This is a genomic window from Arthrobacter sp. TmtSoilC51 (assembly GCF_055388015.1).
The window spans coordinates 373,172-390,570 of sequence record NZ_AP035877.1; the positions used below are offsets into that span (position 1 = coordinate 373,172).

The following is a 17,399-nucleotide window of genomic DNA, read 5'->3' on the forward strand; positions in this document are numbered from 1 at the left end:
GTAGTAGAACTTATGGTGTACGTCACGTCCACGCCAACGGTGTCGTGGGCTTGACGGTCAACCGTTAATAACTCAATACACAACAGCGAACATCCACAAAGGGGTAGAAGTTCAATGAAGGCACGTGGAGCAGTCCTCTCCAGACGAAACGCACACTCGGCTACGGTTACCGACTGGAGGCAACTTAAGGTTGGTGAGCGCGTGGAGGTAGTCAAGTATGCCCATGTGATCGCCGCCGGGCTGATCGAGGAAGTCTCCAGCAGTGGAAACGTGGTGTGGCTTGAGCATTCAGGGCCTGGCGTCACCGAGGAAGGCAAGGAATTGTTCATGAAGTCCGACGGCGTAACTCTCCGCCGGGCGTAACGGCAAAAAGCCGGGGCCTTGGCCCCGGCTTTTTGCTTGGCTACTGCAACTGCAAACTATTACGCAGCGAGGACTTCGTGGGTCTGACCGAAGGGAACGGATTCGTCCAGGGCCACTGTGTAGGTGCCGGGCTCGTGCCGCGTCACCAGAATGCCGCAGTTAGCATCTGCTGCTGCATCCTTGATCAATGCATCCACGGCGCGTTCAAGTCCGTCGTGGATCTCGTCTGCCTTGGAAAAGGACAGGCGAATTTCGCGTTCTGCAGTCATTGCAGGGGTCATTTGGGGGCCTCCTATTACTTGCCGCATGCGAGGGCGACCCATCAATCATAGGACGTTTGGCCCAATATTTGTAAGATGACCGGCAACAATGGTCGGCGATGCCTCATCTCCGAACCATGGCACGGAGGAGTTTTACCGCCACTGAAAGCGCTGCAATGTCCACCGGACCTGGCTTGATAGCCTCCTTGATGGTTTCCTGGACCCGGGCCAGTTGTTCGATGTTTCCGCGTTCCCAGTCCATGATCCGCTCCACTGGATCTGACGCCACGGCAGTCACCGCACCAGAGATGCGGGGTGTGTGCCGCACCACGGCCTTGGTCATGTCGGCGAGGACCAGATACATGTCATCCCGCAACGCAGCACGGGCCAGCGACTCCCAATGGGTGTCCCGGGGGAGCATGGTGATGTGTTCCAGGAGGGGGATCGCCGAGATGCGTTCGAAGACCGCGAAGTACACCTCGGCCACTGCTTCCACCGGCTCTTGCAGCTCCTCCGCGATAACGGAAATGTCCAGTAATCCGTAGCTGACCAGCAGTTCGGATGCCCTGATACCCAGATCATGGGGCAAGCCCACCGAGTCTGTATGGGCCAGGCGTTTCTGGGCGTGGTCAGGGTTGACTCCATGAAGGAAGCTCGTGAGGTTCGCCCGCATCAAGGACATCGGCGGCTCAAGCCTGGCCAAGGCATCGGCAATAGGCTTGTCGCGGAAGTCATGGGTCACGTACCAGCGGACGGACCGGTCCAGCAGTCGCCGCAGGTCCAGGGCAACGGCGGCTCCATGCTCACGGGGTGTGGTGGGCGGCACTTGGGCGATGCTGCCGGTGAGGGCGTCAAAGTCCCAGATCTTCCGCATCACCACGAACGCCCGGGCCACTGCGGAGGCAGAAACCGTCGTCTCCTCCATCGCGCGGAAAGCGAAGGCGATGCCTCCCATGTTGATCATGTCGTTGGCCACCACCGTGGCTACGATCTCCCGGCGCAGGGGATGCGTGGAGAGATGTTTACCGAACCGCGCTGAGACTTGCTTGGGGAAATAGCCACGAAGGGTTTGAGAAAACCAGGGATCATCGGACAAACCGCCCTCTGTGAGTTCTCGGGCGAGTTCGATCTTGGCGTAGGCCGCCAAAACAGCGAGTTCAGGAGTGGTTAGTCCCTTGCCCGTCAGGACCCGTGCCTGAAGTTCGGCGTTGCTGGGGAGGCATTCGAGTCCCCTGTCCAGGTCCGTGACTGATTCCAGCCAGTCCATGGTCCGTTCAAAGCTGGGACTCCATTCCAACGCCAGCTGCTTGTCATTGAGGAGCAGGACGTTCTGGTCATCATTGGTTTTCAGGACAAGCTGTCCCACCTCGTTTTGGAGTGAGTGCAGGAATCCAGTCCGTTCTGCCGCGGACATCCTGCCGGCGGAGATCATCCGGTCGAGGAAGATCTTGATGTTCACTTCGTGGTCCGAGCAATCCACGCCGGCTGAATTATCGATTGCGTCGGTATTTACCAGAATGCCTGCCAAGGCAGCTTCGATCCGGCCGCGCTGGGTGACTCCAAGATTGCCGCCCTCGGCAATGATGTGCGCACGCAGTTCGTTGGCGTTGACGCGGATGGCGTCGTTTGATTTGTCTCCCACATCGGCATGGGACTCCGTGGATGCCTTGATATAGGTGCCGATTCCGCCGTTGTACAGGAGGTCTACGGGGGCGGAGAGGACCGCACGGAGAAGCTCGGCTGGGCTCATGGCCAACTGGCCATGGGGATCGGCACCTTCATCCAATCCCAAGGCCAGTCTGGCTTGTTCCGTGAGCAGGATGGATTTTTCCGTCCGGGCAAATACTCCGCCGCCAGGGCTCAGCTTGGTGCGGTCGTAATCGGCCCAGGAGGAGCGTGGGAGTTTGAAGAGCCGTTCCCGCTCGGCGTAGGAGACCTCGGGGTCCGGTGTGGGATCCAGGAAGATGTGCCGGTGATCGAATGCGGCCACGAGCTTGATGTGGTGGGACAGGAGCATCCCGTTGCCAAAGACGTCTCCGCTCATGTCTCCTATGCCAACAACCGTGAAGTCCTCGGCACGGGAATCGATCATGAGTTCACTGAAGTGGTGCCGCACGGATTCCCAGGCACCTCGGGCCGTGATCCCCATTTGCTTGTGGTCATAACCCACTGAGCCTCCGGAAGCGAAGGCGTCACCCAGCCAGAACCCGTACTCGGCTGCGAGGGCGTTGGCGATGTCCGAGAAGGTTGCTGTTCCCTTGTCGGCGGCTACCACGAGGTAGTAGTCGTCCCCGTCGTGCCGTACCACCCGGGGCGGCGCGAGCACGCGGCCGCTGCTTCCGCCGTCGGGATCCGACACCAGGTTGTCCGTGATATCCAGCAAGCCGCGGATGAACGTCCGGTAGCTCTCCTGCCCTTCCGCGAGCCAGGCAGCACGGTCCTCTGCCGGATCCGGGAGACGTTTGGGGAAGAATCCGCCCTTGGCTCCGGTGGGAACAATCACGGCATTCTTGACGGTCTGGGCTTTCACGAGCCCCAGGATTTCCGTGCGGAAGTCTTCCCGCCTGTCCGACCATCGGAGGCCGCCGCGGGCTATGGGACCGAAACGCAAATGGACGCCTTCAACGCGCGGTGAATACACCCAGATTTCGAATTTCGGACGAGGTGCAGGGGCAGCGGGGATGCTGGCGGGGTTGAGCTTGAAGCTTATAAAGGGTCTGTCGAGATAAAAGTTTGTGCGCAGCGTGGCGTCCACCAGGCTCGCGAGGGAACGCAGCAACCGATCGGCGTCCAGGACAGGGACGGCGTCGATGGCATTGGTCAGGTTCGTTCGGGCTGCGTGGACGGCCTGTGTGCGGTGGCTCAGTTCGCTGCTTCCCTCTTCGAACAGATCTCCCCCGGGCAGCCTGGTTTCCCCATGGCTGGAATTGACGAGGTCCGGATCAAACAAGTCCGGAGCGAAGCGGTCAGGGTTGAACTTCGCCTCGAACAGTTCCAGCAGGGCATGGGTTGCCGTGGCATTGCCGCGGAGTGTGTCCGCGATGAAGCCATAAGAGTTGGTGCTCCCCAGTTGCCGGAGGTACTTGGCGTAAGCGCGGAGGATGGCGACCCGCCGCCAGTCGATGCCCTCCTTGATGACCAGAGCGTCCAAAGCGTCCGACTCCGCGTCACCGCGCATCGCGGCACAGAATGCGCCGGCCAGCAGATCGCCCGTGGCCAGGGGGTCCACGCCTCGGGGAAACTTCAGGCCGAGGTCGTAGAGGAAGAACTGCCGGCCGTCGGCCCGCTGAACGTCGAAAGGCCGCTGGTCCAGGACCTTCAAACCCAGGTTATGGAAGAAGGGGAGGATCTCGGTAAGGCTCTGCGGGCGGGTTAAGTAGAGGCGGATCCGGGCGTCCTCAATGAGGACGGCTGTGCCAGGACGTTGGTAAACGGTCAGGAGGGGGTCGGCTTGGTCTGCAGATCCCGGTTCAGCGGACGCAACCGGGAAGCTTTCAAACTTCGCAATGTCCTCAACTGCGTCCTCCACCTCGTAATCGGCCTTATAGCTCGCCGGAAACGCAGTTGCCCATTGCCTGGACAGCTGGGCCGCTTCCTTCCGGGGATACCTTGCTTGGAGGGCCTCGTCGAGGCCTTGCGCCCATGACCTCGTAGCGGCGACGATCCTCTGCTCCAGGACCGCGGCATCTACCACCGCGGGAGTGCCTTCGTGCCGTGAGGGGTCCTGTGGCAAAAGGATCCGGAAGAACACGCGGGCCATGGCGGATTCGCCCAACCGAAGCTCAAACTCGATTGCGTCGGACCCAAACGCTTCACGCAGCTCGCGCTCAATGTTGAGCCTGACGGCCGTGCTGTACCTATACCTGGGTAGGAAAACCAGTGCTGTCATGAACCGACCGAACGAGTCCGGACGAAGAAACAGCCGGGTGCTGTGGCGTTCCTGGAGTCGCAGGATCTCGCGGGCACGGATGGCCAACTGCTCCGCATCGATGTGGAACAGTTCGTCCCGCGGGTAAGCCTCCAACACCGCAAGAAGCTCCTTGCCATGATGCGATGCCCGTGGGTAGCCGAATGCCCGCAGCACTTCCTCCACCGTGTCCCGGATCACCGGAATCTGCTGTGCGGAACGGGCGGTTGAGCTGGGGGAGAAGAGGCCAACAAAGGTGCACCCGCTGGTATCTGTGCCCTCAGTATCTGTTCCCTGGGAGTTGTGGGCGGCCAAGGTGATCTCGTCGAGGTAGGCCCGGCGAAGGACCGTTGAGCGGAGGGTGGATTTGGTGAGGGTAAGGACGGGCGCCTCGGAAGGAACATCGCTTGGGGCGGCAGGACTGGCCGCATCCCGGAGAAGTCCAAGCCCACGGCGCCCGCGATACCCCAGGAACACGAAGTTCCCGTCGTCCAGCCAGCGCAGCAGCTCCTGGGCTTCGCGCGCGGTCCGGTCTTTTGTGGCGGCCTCGTCCAGGGCACTGATTTCGTGTGCCAGTTCCGCGTGGATGGCCTCGGCGTCCTCGGCGGCTGCCCGAACATCCTCCAGAACCATGTTCAGCCGGCCAACCAGGACCTCGGCGCTCGCGTCGTCCGGAATCCGGGGGATCTCGATTGCTATCCACGCCTCGGTGAGCGGTCCGGCGTCGTGCCCGTCTGGGGAAAGGACCGGCTTCGAAGTTGCGGCCGCCGCCGCGTCACCATCGGAACGTTCGACGCCGGTTGGTAGCCCCGAGCGGTGAGGTCCCCTATGGATGTCGGTGAGGCGGTGGGTGCCCGGGTCCCGCGTGACGCTGAAAGTGGGGTGGACCAGGAGCCGGATGGAAGCGGTGTCCCGGGCGATCTCGGCTGTCACGGAGGGAAGGAGGTAGGGCATGTCATCCGCGACGATTGCCACCAAGCTGGAGTCCGTTTCGTTCAGGACTCCGATGACTGCTTGTCCCGGTTCACGGCGTTCGGCCAGCGAGCGGTGGTAGCGCGCCCGTTCCAGCAGCGTCTCCGGTGTGTAGCTGCGGACGTCGTCGTCGGCCACGTGCTCGTAGTAGTCGGTCAGGAACCCGTCCGCCGGCTCGATCCTGGGGGACATGCTTTCATGATCGCTTAAACGCAGCGAGATGGCAGTAGATGCCAATGTTTGAGAAGAACATCGGCATTAACTGCCATCTCGCGAAGGCCAGCAGACGTGGTGGCGGGATTCGAACCCGCGTGCGCTGCTTTGCAGGCAGCTCCCTGGCCTCTCGGGTACACCACGTGCAACCGACACTAGGCGCCCGAAGGCAGGACGATCAAAGTTCATTGCCCCGGCTTTCGCAGGGCTACGTTGGCTTTCGCAGGGCTACGGAAAAGCTACGGAACGTTGCCCTCCGTGACGGCCCCTCCGCGCCAGCTTGGATACTCCCGCAGCCATCAGCAAAGTGAGAATGGCAGCAGCAGCATGCGTGTAAAGCATGAGGTCAGCAGTGTGCACCTGGCCTGAGCCCGCCTGACTGTCCGCAGGTACGTCCACTGGTTGCTGCGCCTGCCCGTGCAAATGGTCAAGGAATCCGGCGCCGGCAAACGAGCCGCTCAAGGCGTCGAAACCAAAGAACAGCAACTGCTGGGCCAGGCCGGACAACAGCAACAACAGCAAAGGCCCATGGATCCAGCGGGCAATCAATTGCGCGGCCAGGGCAGCGAGGGCAACAAAGGCCAGCAGTACGGGCATCGCCGGGGCGCTGCCACCTGAGACGACGTGCGCGGAAAGACCCAAAGCGACAGCAACGGGTCCGGCCACCCAGGCCCACTTGTCCTGCACAGGAGTTGCGCCCATCGCCATCCGTCCCTCCGCACCTCCACACAGGCTAAACGGAGGACAGCGCCTGGGAACAGGCCCTAGGCCAACAGTGTGTTCACCAGCCGTGCTGCCACTTTCGCGGTTCGTCCATCGATGTCGAAGCCCGGGTTCAGCTCAGCAACGTCCAAGTGCCGCAGTGTCCCGCTCGCGGCTACTTGGCGGCAAACGGCATTGATCACGGGCAGTGGCACCCCGTACGCAGCAGGGGCGCTGACGCCCGGTGCCACCGAAGCCGGCAGCACGTCCAGGTCGATCGTCAGGTAAAGCACATCGATTCCAGCCACGAAGTCGGCCACGAACGTCTCCACGCGCTCTGCGGAGCAGTCCTCGTCCAGCAGGTATTTCACGCCGAGACGGTCCGCGGTGTCGAAAAGCGTGCGCGTGTTGTTGGGTTCGGAGATACCGACGACGGCGTAGTGCAGTTCGCGTCCGGCGGCTCGTTCTTCCTGGGCCATCTGGAGAAACGGCGTGCCGGAACTCGGAGTGGGCTCGTCACGCAGGTCAAAGTGGGCATCCAGGTTCAGGACGCCCAGCCGCTTGCCACTACGCACAGTCTCCGAACCGGCCAGGCCCAAATAGCTGGCAAACGCGGTCTCGTGGCCTCCGCCGAGCACGACCGTGAGGTTTCCGGCGTCGAGCAGTTCAGAAATGGCGCGTCCGGCGCGCTGTTGTCCATCTTCCAGTGAGTCGTCCTCCACAACCACGTCACCGGCGTCGAACACGTCACGGTCAAGGTGGAAGGCCAGCGGGGCCAGCGCCGAGCGGATAGCGGCCGGAGCCGCGGCGGCACCTACGCGGCCCTTGTTGCGCCGCACGCCAGCGTCGCTGCAGAAACCCAGGACGACGGCGGGGCGTAAGGCAGCTGCGGCGGCTGTGGAATTGTGGGGTGTTACGGCTTGCCACCAGCGTCGGTGTTCGTCGCCGTCGCCGTCAAAGCGGCCGGTCCACGGCGTCGGGCTGACATCTACGGTGAGGCTGGTGCTGGTTCTTGATCCCATACTTTCAAGCACACCTGACGACGGACCCAAAAACCAGCAATCCAGCACGGGGCGTGTCCGGAATCCCGGACTTCAGCTAAGCGCTACTTGATGCCCAACAGCTCCTCCACAGTTCCGATCCCGAAGAACAGCAGGAACGCCGCTGCAACGGCCCACATGAGCGGGTGGACTTCCCGCGCCCGGCCCTGGAACGAACGGATAAGGACGTAGGAGATGAAGCCTGCGCCGAGGCCGTTGGCAATGGAGTACGTGAAAGGCATGAGGGCGATGGTCAGGAACGCGGGAATGCCGACGCCCCAGTCCTGCCAGTCGATCTTCCCCACCTGGGACACCATCATGAAGCCCACAACCACCAGCGCAGGAGCGACGGCCTCGAACGGGACAAGGTTGATGAGCGGCGTGAAGAACATCGCCACCAGGAAGAGCAAGCCCGTGACAATGGAGGCGAGGCCAGTGCGGGCACCTTCGCCAATACCCGCGCCCGACTCGACGAAGATCTGGTTGGACGAAACGGATGCGCCGCCGCCGACGATTGCCCCGAGGGCATCAACCTGGAGGACGCGGTCCACGTTGGGAATGTTGCCGTGCTCGTCCACGGTTCCGGCCTCGTTGGCCAGGCCCACCATGGTGCCCATGGCGTCGAAGAAGATGCTGAGGAGGATCACGAAAGCCAGCAGCGCGGCGGCCACGAAACCGAGGTGCTCAAAGGCGCCGAAGGGGTTGGCTTTACCAATCAAGGAGAGGTCCGGAGCGCCCCATTCGGAAAGTGTGGGAGCCACGAGGGACCAGCCGCGAGGGTTGACGTTCTTGCCGTCGAAGCTTGGGCCAATATGGAGCGTGAATTCGAGGATGGCGGCCAGGGCAGTGGAGACCACGATGCCGATCAGGATCGCGCCGCGGACCTTTCGCACTACCAACGCGATGGTCAGGATCAGGCCGACAGCGAAAACCAACGTAGGCCACCCCATCAGCTTGCCGTCCACACCCAGGCCGAGCGGGACAGTGGTGCCCGCGGCATCCGGGATGCGCCGGACAAAGCCTGCGTTGACAAGGCCTATCAGGGCGATGAAGAGGCCAATGCCCACCACGATTGCCGTCTTGAGAGCTTCCGGGACGGCTTTGAAAACGGCCGTGCGGAATCCGGTGAGGACCAGGATCAGCATGGTGACGCCCGAAAGCACCACAAGGCCCATCATGTCCGGCCACGTCAGCTCCGGGTGGGAGGCAACTGTCACCGCTACGAATGCGTTCACGCCAAGGCCAGTTGCCACGGCGAAGGGGTGCTTCGCCCAAGCGCCCATGAGGATGGTGAGGATACCGGCCACAAAGGCCGTAGTGGCCGCGACGGCCGTGAAGCCGAGCGAAGCTCCGCTGGAGTCTGCCCCGGAAAGGATCAGCGGGTTCAGCACAACGATGTAGCTCATGGCAAAGAAGGTGGCGAATCCGCCACGTATTTCCCGCGAGTACGTGGAACCGCGTTCGGAGATCTTGAAGTAACGGTCGATTGCAGAACCTTGTTTAAGCATGAAGGTCTCCGGGGATCGGGGGAGTTTGCTCTCAAATCCTATGCCCGCCAATGTGGGCCGCTGGGACGATTCGCCTAGTCTGTAAGGAAGCCAACACTAGGAGAAACCGCCCCATGCGTACCATCCGCCCGCTTCTGGCCGCCGTCGTCGCCGCGCTGGCTTTCGCTTCAGCGTTGCTGTTTGCCGCCGCCCCGGCCTCCGCCCACGACGTCGCCGAATCAACAAACCCGGCGAACGGTGCCCGGGTGACTGAAGTGCCGGCGTCGGTATCCATCACGTTCAACAACCGGCCGCTGGCCATCGGCTCGGGTGTGACTGTCACCTCTGGTGGCGAAAACTGGGCGGACGGCGCAGTGGAAATCATCGACAACATGGCCGTGCAGAAACTTCGGCAGGGTGCTCCGGCCGGCGAATACACGGTGGTCTGGCGCGTGGTCAGCTCCGACTCGCACCCCATCGAGGGCACCTTTACGTTTACGGCATCCGGGACAAGCACGACGACGGCGAGCGGCCAGGCAGGTGCCTCCCAGTCGGCTTCGGTGGCTGTTCCGACGGCGGGCACGGCGGCCCCCGGTACCGAAAACATTGAGCCGGCTCCGGCCGCTTCCCAGCCCTTCCCCTGGAGCATCGTTGGCCTCGCCGTGGTGGCGATTGCCCTGGTGATCTTCCTCGCTGTTACAGCCCGGAAGAAACTCGCGGTTCCCAACGACCCGGATGGCGAAAATTCCCCGGAATAACAAGGTTTTCTACATACTTGCGAAGATCTCGAAATGGTCACCGCGACACGCCAAAACTGAACTTCTCGTTACGTAAATGTGACTTTGAGATGATCTTCCCGTACGGTTGTACCTGTGCCTGTTCCACGTAGCGGGCACTTCCGGCCTGATTGCCTAGCTCTGCCGCAGTCCGGAATCCGTTCGCAGACAAACCTACGGCAGAGACGGGGAACCCATTTTGGCCCGCTTTCAGAGCGCGCCTTGGGGTGAAGTCACGAAGCTTCCGCTGAACAGCGGGGGATAGTGGCCGGGTGACTCCCATCCGAATCCGACAGCTAACCTCGCAGGCATCGGGAGAGGCTCTTTCATGTCTTCACGCATTCTTCGCGGCCGTCGTAAGGCGGACAGCGTACGTCCTAATCCGTTCATCTCAATCTCCAAGGCCGTTGCCAGCAACGCCTCGGGCGCAGGTCGCCAGGCCGCTGTCATCGCAGCAGCTTCGGGCCTCGTCCTTACGGGTTCCATTGCTGCCCACGCAGCAGAAACCCCTGTTCAGCGCGACTCCAGCCCTGCTACGGTCGCCGAGACCGTCACCGAGGGTCCCACCAAGGTTGTTACGGCCGCATCCACGGCCAAGGTCAACTTCGAGCGCCCTGCGGTTGCTTCCGTAGCGGCTCCCGTTATTGAAAAGCCGGCGCCCGTTGCTCCGGCCCCGGCGGCCAAGGCTCCTGCGACCGCTACCGTTCAGGCGGCGGCAACCACTGCTGCCGCTCCCGTCGCGGCTGCCCCTGCTGCTGCAGCTCCGGCTGTTGGTGGCATTAACGCTGCCATGGTCGCCTCGGCTTACGCCCAGATCGGCATCTTCCAGGACTGCACCGCGATGGTCGAAAGGGCCCTCGGCTCCGCAGGCATTCCGGTTGGCGACCTCGCACCCATGCAGTTCATGAACTACGGCAAGGTTGTCAGCGACCCCCAGCCCGGTGACATGATCGTCCAGTCCGGCCACGTAGCTATCTACATCGGCAACGGCCAGGCCATCAGCGGTGGCATCAACGGTAACCAGACGGGCATCCACCCGATCAGCTGGCTTACCGCAACAGGCCCCATCACGTACGTACGCGCTGGCGCCTAAGCTTCACGCTCCAGCTCAAAAGGCCGATGCCTTCGAGGACCAAAGTCTTCGAAGGCATCGGCCTTTTTTCGTAACCGGCCCTTTAGCAATCGACCCTTTACGTACCGCTCTTTTGAGTTAATTTTTGTTCGTTTAAGGCAAGGACTGAACTGGCCTTCGGTGGTTTCTACGCCAGGGCGATGCCCGGCCCAGCTGGGAGAGCCACCTTGGATGAGATCGCTTGCCCCACGGCTTTGGCTTGCCGGAGTACTTCCTTGGGCGTGGGGGTGATGAGTTCGCCAACGCCCACCAAGTGCATGCCGACGGCACGCATGGCTGCCACGAGGTTCTGGCCAATGGCGATGCCGAGATCGGCCAGCATGCGGCGCAGTTGACTCTGGGCGCAGCGCGTCACCACAATGTGGTCGGCCAGGAGGACTCCACTGGCCGTATGCACGGCCCATTGCCGTGGGGTGGATTCAAGCGGCCCGTAAACACTTAGCCCGGCCTTGAGGCTGGCCGTGTTCAGGCTCGCTGCGAGTCCATATCCAAGTTGCAGCGTGGAGTCTCCACCGAGGAAGTCCAGGCGAACAGCGCGTGTGGTGTTGCGGACATCCAGATGGTGGCTGGCGGCGTAGTTGCGCAAGTGGCGCAGGATCTCGTTGCGTTCCTGCATTGCTGCGGGGTCGGCAGCGTCGCAGCGTTGGAGCATTCCCGTATGGACTGATGGTCCGGTGGCCGATAAAGCACCAAAGCCGTCCAGCACGATGGAACCCACGCCATAGCGGCTGAGCTCGCTGGCAACAGCCAACCCGGAGAGGCCGGTGCCGATCACCACGGTGGTAGTCCGTTCCGTGACGGAATCAGGAGTGAGTGACACTGCTTGGGTTCCTCCTTGACGTGTGTGCCTTTCAGCAGCGCGTGGGATCGCGTCCGAGTTCCCCAAGCGGCCGCAAATAAATGGCCGGATTGTGTCCTGGGACACTTTTGCCGGCCATTCGGTGACTCGAACACTACCGAACTTTTTCTGCCATGGATAGCCTCGGCGACTGCGTGTTTTGGATGTTCATCGGCAGCGCAATCCAGAGGTCGATGAAGGTGTCGAAAACCGAGCCCGGACCGTTATGCACATAGCCCAAAGTCGCCTTGATTCGGTAATGCCAACCGAGAATAGTGGGCATTGGAAGGAGAACCCGCGGGTTTCTTCGGCCCCGGCTATTGGTTGCACACCAGCAAGGGAACACCGGTACGGAGAACCTCTGGCAGAATGGCCGGAACATCAAGCAGTAGGTGGAGAGGCGGGCCCAATGGACCAGCACGGCAGACACATTGAAGAACCACGGGACGGCGAGGACCAAGCAGTGGCGCCTGGTGGAATCGTCGTCGGAGTGGACGGTTCCGAGCATGGTCAATGCGCCCTGGTTTGGGCTGCTCGTGAGGCGGAACGCCGCCAGCTTCCCCTGCATATAGTCACGGCGTATTCGGTGCCCATCTTCGCAGCATCCGGCCTCGACGGCGGATACGCCACCGTAGACGATTCTGTGATCCGCGAGGGCGCGGAAGCCATCGTCAAGCAGGCCATGGATAAGGTCTCGGGTTACAACATCGATGTCGATGCGTCTGTGGAGAACGGCGATGCCGCGGGTGTCCTCCTGGATCTCTCCGCGAACGCCGCGCTCCTGGTCTTTGGCAGCCGTGGCCGCGGCGGCTTCGTCGGGCGTCTCCTGGGTTCGGTCAGCAGCGCCTTGCCTGCCCACGCTAAATGCCCTACCGTGACGGTCCCGCTCTACTGCGCCGACCGTTTGGGTGAGAACACCGCGGACAAGCACATCAAGGCTGAGCACGCCAAGGCCGGGCCGCGCACGGTGGAAAACGTCGTAGCAGTGGGCGTGGACGGTTCCGAGCAAGCCCGCGTCGCCGTCCTCGAGGCAGCCGAACAAGCCCAGCGGATGGGGGCCAAGCTCCGCGTCATATGCGCAGTCCCGCAGTACAGCGGCTCCTTGGCCTGGGTGCCGGCACCCTTGGACCGCGATGCCTTGTTTGCGGACATCAAAGTGCAGTTGGATGCAGGTGCCGCCTGGCTTCGCAGCCATTTTCCCCAGCTGCCTCTGGAAACCGAGCTGAGGGACGGCTCACCCGTTGACGTCCTGGTTGAGGCCAGCCGCGGGGTGGAGCTGGTTGTCCTCGGTACGCGGGGCCGCGGTGGTTTCGCGGGCATGCTCCTTGGTTCCACCTCCGATGGCGTTCTCCATCACGCCAAGGGGCCGGTCCTCGTTGTTCCGGACCGCGAGGATCCGCGACTCGCGGACCGTCCCAAATTCGGACCCATGCTCGGCGCGGCTTAGAGCGCTGGCGCGCACCGCCCATGGATAACCAGCAGCCTGGGAAACACCGGCAGGAAAACAGTGCGGGCCCGGATGTAAACGCCCCGGTGTTCATTCGGGATATTGCCGACATCCGGGCGGACATGCTCCCCGAGGTAGGCGGCAAGGCTGCCAATCTCGGCGAGTTGAGTGCCGCCCGCCTGCCGGTGCCGCCAGGTTTTTGTCTCACAACGTCCGCCTACCGCTACGCCCTCTCAGCGATTGGGATGGAGGACGTCGTTGCACTTCTGCAGGACGCCGCGGCATCTGACCTGGACGAACTCAATAGGCTCGCGGCCCGGGCGAGGTCGTTGGTGCTCGACGCCGGAGTACCCACCGACGTCGCCGAGTCGGTCCGGGCGGCGTATCAAAAGTTGGGAGACGCCGCCCCCGTCGCTGTGCGGTCCTCCGCCACTGCCGAAGACCTGCCCTTCGCCAGTTTTGCCGGGCAGCAGGACACCTTCCTGAACGTGGTGGGAGAAGAGGCAGTCCTTGACGCTGTAAGCCGGTGTTGGGCATCGCTCTGGACGGACCGCGCGGTGAGCTACCGGACAACCAACGGGATTGACCACGCAACGGTGACGCTGGCCGTGGTTGTCCAGGAAATGGTGGATTCTGCCACAGCCGGAGTGATGTTCACGGCCAACCCTGTCACCGGACGGCGCCGTGAAGCTGTAATCGATGCCAGCCCTGGCCTGGGCGAGGCCGTGGTGTCAGGTGCCGTTAATCCCGATCAATACGTGGTTGATACGCAGAGCAACTCCATCCTGAAGCGGACGCTGGGTGACCGGCAGGTGGAGATCCGTTCGCTTGCAGGTGGGGGCACCGAACGTATTGGGGGGCCCGGCCGTGCCGGGGAGGCAGGGAACCACGGGGTTCTCCCGTGTCTCAACGATGACCAGATCCGGGCGCTGGCCGCCTTGGGAAGGCGGGTGGAAGCCCACTTTGGAGCGCCACAGGATACCGAATGGGCCATCGATTCGTCCGGGAAGCTGTGGCTCACGCAGGCAAGACCCATCACCACCCTCTATCCGCTGAATTCCCGCCTCCCGGCGACTCCCGGCGAGCACGCTTTCCTGAACTTCAGTCTCGCCCAGGGCCTCACCAGGCCACTGACGCCCATGGGGTTGGCGGGTATCCGACTGTTAGCCTCCAGTGTTGCCCGCAGGGCTGCGTTCGACGTCCCCGATCCAAGGTCCGGGCCCTCGCCCTACCATGAGGTCGGGCAGAGGATCTTCTTCGACTTCACGTCCGTGTTGCGCAGCAGGGTGGGCCGGGCAATCGTGCCACGGATTTTTGACATCATGGAGGCCCGTTCGGCGGCGGTGATTCGTGGCCTTTTCGATGACCCGCGGTTTTCCGTGACCATCAAGACTCCGATAAAACTCATCAGGCACGTTGCCCCTGTTGCGGCGAAGTACCGCGTTCCGGAGACGGTGATCCGGGCCCTTTTCCGTCCCGATGCTGCAATGAAGCGCCAAAAGCAGCTTGAGGCAGAACTCCACGATGCCCTCCGGGTGCCGGAGGGCATCACCGCCCATCAGCGAATTGCACACGTGCAGAGAATCCTGGGGGAGGAAGTATTCGCAACGGTTCCCCAAGTCCTGCCCCTTCCTGTTCTGGGCTTTGCGATGCTTGGACTCGTCCGGAAAGTGTTGGGCGAGCAAGCCTCCTGGGACCAACTCCAAACAGTCATTCGTGGGTTGCCCAACAACGTCACCACCGAGATGGACCTTGCCCTGTGGCAGCTTGCCAAGGACATCAGGGATGACCCGGAGGCCTTGGCCTTCCTGAGCTACCCCACACTCGAGGAACTCGTTCAGCAATACAAGGACAGAGCCTTACCAGCAGTTGCGCAATCCGGGCTGGAGGCTTTCCTGCGCACCTATGGGCACAGGGCTGTGGCAGAGATCGACCTTGGAATGCCCCGATGGTCGGATGACCCCACACACATTCTCGGCGTCGTGGTCAACTATCTTCGTCTCGAGCACAGCGCGGACGCACCAGACCAGCAGTTCGAGAGAGCCGCACAGGAGGCAGACGAACAGGTAGCGAGACTCATTGCACGGGCAAGGGCAAAGAGTCCGCTCCACGCCAAGCTGGTCCGCACGGCGTTGGACCGTACGCGCAGGTTTGCCGGGATGAGGGAGCTGCCCAAATACAACCTCGTCCTCGGCTTGGCTTCGGCAAGGGAACAGCTGTCGCTGGTCGGAGCAGAACTGGCAGAGGCAGGGCGGATTGAACGCGCCGAGGATATCTTCTTCCTGGACCTCAACGAAGTAGAGACTGCCTTGGCTGGCAACAAGCTCCACCAGCTCGTGGCAGATCGCCGCGCAGACTACGCGCAGGAACTGAGGCGCAGGCATATTCCGCGGGTATTGCTCTCAGACGGGACAGAACCTGAAGCCACTGCTTCGGCTGGCGGAACCCCAGCTTCTCCCGGAGCCCTCTCCGGCAGTCCGGCGTCGGCGGGCGTCATCACAGCCCCTGCGCGGGTCATCATGGACCCCGTCGGTGCCCATCTGGAGCCGGGCGAAATCCTGGTAGCGCCCTCCACCGACCCCGGCTGGACACCGTTGTTCCTCACCGCGGGCGGCCTGGTCATGGAAATGGGCGGTCCCAACTCCCATGGCGCTGTAGTGGCCCGCGAATATGGCATACCGGCCGTGGTGGGCGTGCCCGACGCAACCCTGCGGATCAGCTCAGGCCAGATCATCACTGTGGATGGAGCAGCAGGAACGGTAATTACAACACCAAGTGACGCACCCCGTTAGGCGTGCTGGTGTGACTCATGCTCGGAGTGGCTGACGGGTTCCAGCTGGAAGGTGCAGTGCTCGGTGTCGAAATGGCGGCCCAGGCAGGATCCCAGCTGATCCAGGATGCTGTCCGCCCCGCTGGCATTAAGGACCTCGTCTTCCACCACAACGTGGGCGGAGAACACGGGGACCCCGGACGTGATTGTCCAGATGTGGATGTCGTGGGCCTCCACCACGCCGTCCACTGCAAGGATGTGCTCGCGGATCATGTTCACGTCCACACCCTTGGGCGTGGCTTCCAGAAGTACGTCCACAACATCGCGGAGCAGATGCCAGGCGCGGGGGATGATCATGAGGGCGATCAGGACGGAGGCAATGGGGTCGGCTGCGGTGAAGCCCGTGGTCATGATGACGATGGCCGCTGCAATGACAGCGATCGAGCCAAGAAGGTCCCCCAGGACTTCGAGGTAGGCCCCGCGGACGTTGAGGCTCTCCTTTTGCGCTCCTTGCAGGATCATCAGGGAGACGAGGTTGGCTACTGCGCCCAGGATCGCCGCCCACAGCATCACGTCCGTATGGATTTCGGGGGACTCCCCGAACCGGCGGATGGCCTCGATCATAATCACCACGGCGATGACGATGAGAACCAGGGCGTTGGCCAACGCTGCCAGGACTTCGGCCCGCTGATACCCGTAAGTCCGTTGATCACTTGCCGGGCGCGTAGCGATCCAGGCAGCCATCAAGGCGATGAACACACCTGCGGCGTCGGACAACATGTGGCCGGCATCGGCCAGCAGAGCCAGCGAGCCAGAGACCAGCGCACCAACCACCTGGATGCCCACCACACCCAAAGTGATGGCCAGGACGGCAATGAGCCGCTTCCGATGCTTGCCGGTTGCCGTTACTCCGTGGGAGTGGTTGTGATCGTGCCCCATGCTTACAAGGCTAGCCCCAGCCGAGCTCATGCAGGCGGTCGTCGTCTATTCCGAAGTGGTGTGCGATCTCGTGGATCACCGTGATGGCCACTTCGTCGATGACTTCCTCGCGGGTAGAGCAGATGTCCAGGATGGGTTGGCGGAAAATGGTGATCCGGTCCGGCAACGAACCCGCTTCCCACCATGAGTCGCGTTCGGTCAACGGGACGCCCTCGTACAAGCCAAGCAATACGGTGTCCGGATCTTCGCCGGCCCGCGGGGTGTAGTCGTCCTCGATGAAGATCGCCACGTTGTCCATGGCGCTGGCGGCTTTGGGCGGGATCAGCTGCAAAGCGTCGCTCACAGCTTCTTCGAAGTCCTCCGCCGACATTTCGAACGGAGCACCGGCAGGAAAATCCGCGTCAATTCCGGGCAACCCGGCACCGCCGCTGGAAGCGTGCTCGATCGGACTGTGCACCGCGTTCCGCTCCGGAAGCGGCGAGGACGGGAGATCGCCGTCGGGAACGATGGGCAGGCCGGGAGGGAGATTCGCGGACATGATCCGACTCTAGTC

Annotated in this window: 14 protein-coding genes, 1 tRNA gene and 1 riboswitch; of the genes, 5 read left to right on the forward strand and 10 right to left on the reverse strand. The window is 62.5% G+C overall.

Annotated elements, in window-relative coordinates; translation table 11 throughout:
* Nucleotides 1-114: 114 nt before the first annotated feature.
* Nucleotides 115-363 (forward strand): hypothetical protein, encoded by a 249-nt coding sequence (locus tag ACZ5G6_RS01845; RefSeq protein ID WP_223935508.1) that lies wholly within the window; start codon nt 115-117, stop codon nt 361-363.
* 59 nt (nt 364-422) lie between these two features.
* On the opposite strand, the gene ACZ5G6_RS01850 is transcribed toward ACZ5G6_RS01845, so the two are convergent.
* The 6 genes from ACZ5G6_RS01850 to ACZ5G6_RS01875 form a co-directional block, all read right to left on the reverse strand.
* The gene (locus ACZ5G6_RS01850) at nt 423-644 is read right to left on the reverse strand and encodes a hypothetical protein (protein ID WP_498689018.1); all 222 of its coding nucleotides are present in this window, start codon (nt 642-644) and stop codon (nt 423-425) included.
* A 103-nt stretch (nt 645-747) separates the two neighbouring features.
* Nucleotides 748-5,694 carry an NAD-glutamate dehydrogenase gene (locus ACZ5G6_RS01855; protein WP_498689020.1) on the reverse strand — a complete coding sequence of 1,649 codons (4,947 nt, stop codon included), beginning with the start codon at nt 5,692-5,694 and terminating at the stop codon, nt 748-750.
* A gap of 94 nt (nt 5,695-5,788) precedes the next feature.
* A tRNA-Cys gene (locus ACZ5G6_RS01860) sits at nt 5,789-5,859 on the reverse strand.
* 84 nt (nt 5,860-5,943) lie between these two features.
* A complete protein-coding gene (locus ACZ5G6_RS01865) occupies nt 5,944-6,417 on the reverse strand; it encodes a hypothetical protein (protein ID WP_223935511.1) in 474 nt (157 codons plus the stop codon).
* Nucleotides 6,418-6,479: 62 nt separating this feature from the next.
* The gene (hutG, locus tag ACZ5G6_RS01870) at nt 6,480-7,439 is read right to left on the reverse strand and encodes a formimidoylglutamase (protein ID WP_223935512.1); all 960 of its coding nucleotides are present in this window, start codon (nt 7,437-7,439) and stop codon (nt 6,480-6,482) included.
* Nucleotides 7,440-7,522: 83 nt separating this feature from the next.
* The gene (locus tag ACZ5G6_RS01875) at nt 7,523-8,965 is read right to left on the reverse strand and encodes an NCS2 family permease (RefSeq protein WP_223935513.1); all 1,443 of its coding nucleotides are present in this window, start codon (nt 8,963-8,965) and stop codon (nt 7,523-7,525) included.
* A 113-nt stretch (nt 8,966-9,078) separates the two neighbouring features.
* Between ACZ5G6_RS01875 and ACZ5G6_RS01880 the strand changes: the two genes are divergently transcribed.
* Both ACZ5G6_RS01880 and ACZ5G6_RS01885 read left to right on the forward strand, forming a co-directional pair.
* Entirely contained in the window at nt 9,079-9,702 is a 624-nt protein-coding gene (locus tag ACZ5G6_RS01880; RefSeq protein WP_223935514.1) for a copper resistance CopC family protein, read from the forward strand.
* Between the two features lie 174 nt (nt 9,703-9,876).
* Nucleotides 9,877-10,045, forward strand: a riboswitch (cyclic di-AMP (ydaO/yuaA leader).
* Between the two features lie 3 nt (nt 10,046-10,048).
* Nucleotides 10,049-10,813, forward strand: a complete 765-nt coding sequence (locus ACZ5G6_RS01885; protein WP_223935515.1) for an NlpC/P60 family protein — start codon at nt 10,049-10,051, stop codon at nt 10,811-10,813.
* Between the two features lie 166 nt (nt 10,814-10,979).
* Here the strand turns inward: ACZ5G6_RS01885 and ACZ5G6_RS01890 are convergent, their stop codons facing one another.
* Together ACZ5G6_RS01890 and ACZ5G6_RS01895 are read right to left on the reverse strand one after the other, a co-directional pair.
* Complete coding sequence (locus tag ACZ5G6_RS01890; RefSeq protein ID WP_223935516.1) at nt 10,980-11,672, reverse strand: NAD(P)/FAD-dependent oxidoreductase; 693 nt, start codon at nt 11,670-11,672, stop codon at nt 10,980-10,982.
* 133 nt (nt 11,673-11,805) lie between these two features.
* The gene (locus tag ACZ5G6_RS01895) at nt 11,806-11,973 is read right to left on the reverse strand and encodes a hypothetical protein (RefSeq protein ID WP_498689024.1); all 168 of its coding nucleotides are present in this window, start codon (nt 11,971-11,973) and stop codon (nt 11,806-11,808) included.
* A 126-nt stretch (nt 11,974-12,099) separates the two neighbouring features.
* Between ACZ5G6_RS01895 and ACZ5G6_RS01900 the strand changes: the two genes are divergently transcribed.
* A complete protein-coding gene (locus tag ACZ5G6_RS01900; protein ID WP_223935517.1) occupies nt 12,100-13,137 on the forward strand; it encodes a universal stress protein in 1,038 nt (345 codons plus the stop codon).
* Nucleotides 13,138-13,157: 20 nt separating this feature from the next.
* Complete coding sequence (locus ACZ5G6_RS01905) at nt 13,158-15,929, forward strand: PEP/pyruvate-binding domain-containing protein (RefSeq protein ID WP_498689025.1); 2,772 nt, start codon at nt 13,158-13,160, stop codon at nt 15,927-15,929.
* On the opposite strand, the gene ACZ5G6_RS01910 is transcribed toward ACZ5G6_RS01905, so the two are convergent.
* On the reverse strand, nt 15,926-16,846 hold the full coding sequence (locus ACZ5G6_RS01910) for a cation diffusion facilitator family transporter (protein WP_498689027.1): 921 nt from the start codon (nt 16,844-16,846) through the stop codon (nt 15,926-15,928). The two genes, ACZ5G6_RS01905 and ACZ5G6_RS01910, sit on opposite strands and share 4 nt — an antisense overlap.
* 10 nt (nt 16,847-16,856) lie before the next feature.
* Entirely contained in the window at nt 16,857-17,384 is a 528-nt protein-coding gene (locus tag ACZ5G6_RS01915; protein ID WP_498689028.1) for a metallopeptidase family protein, read from the reverse strand.
* Nucleotides 17,385-17,399 lie beyond the last annotated feature (15 nt).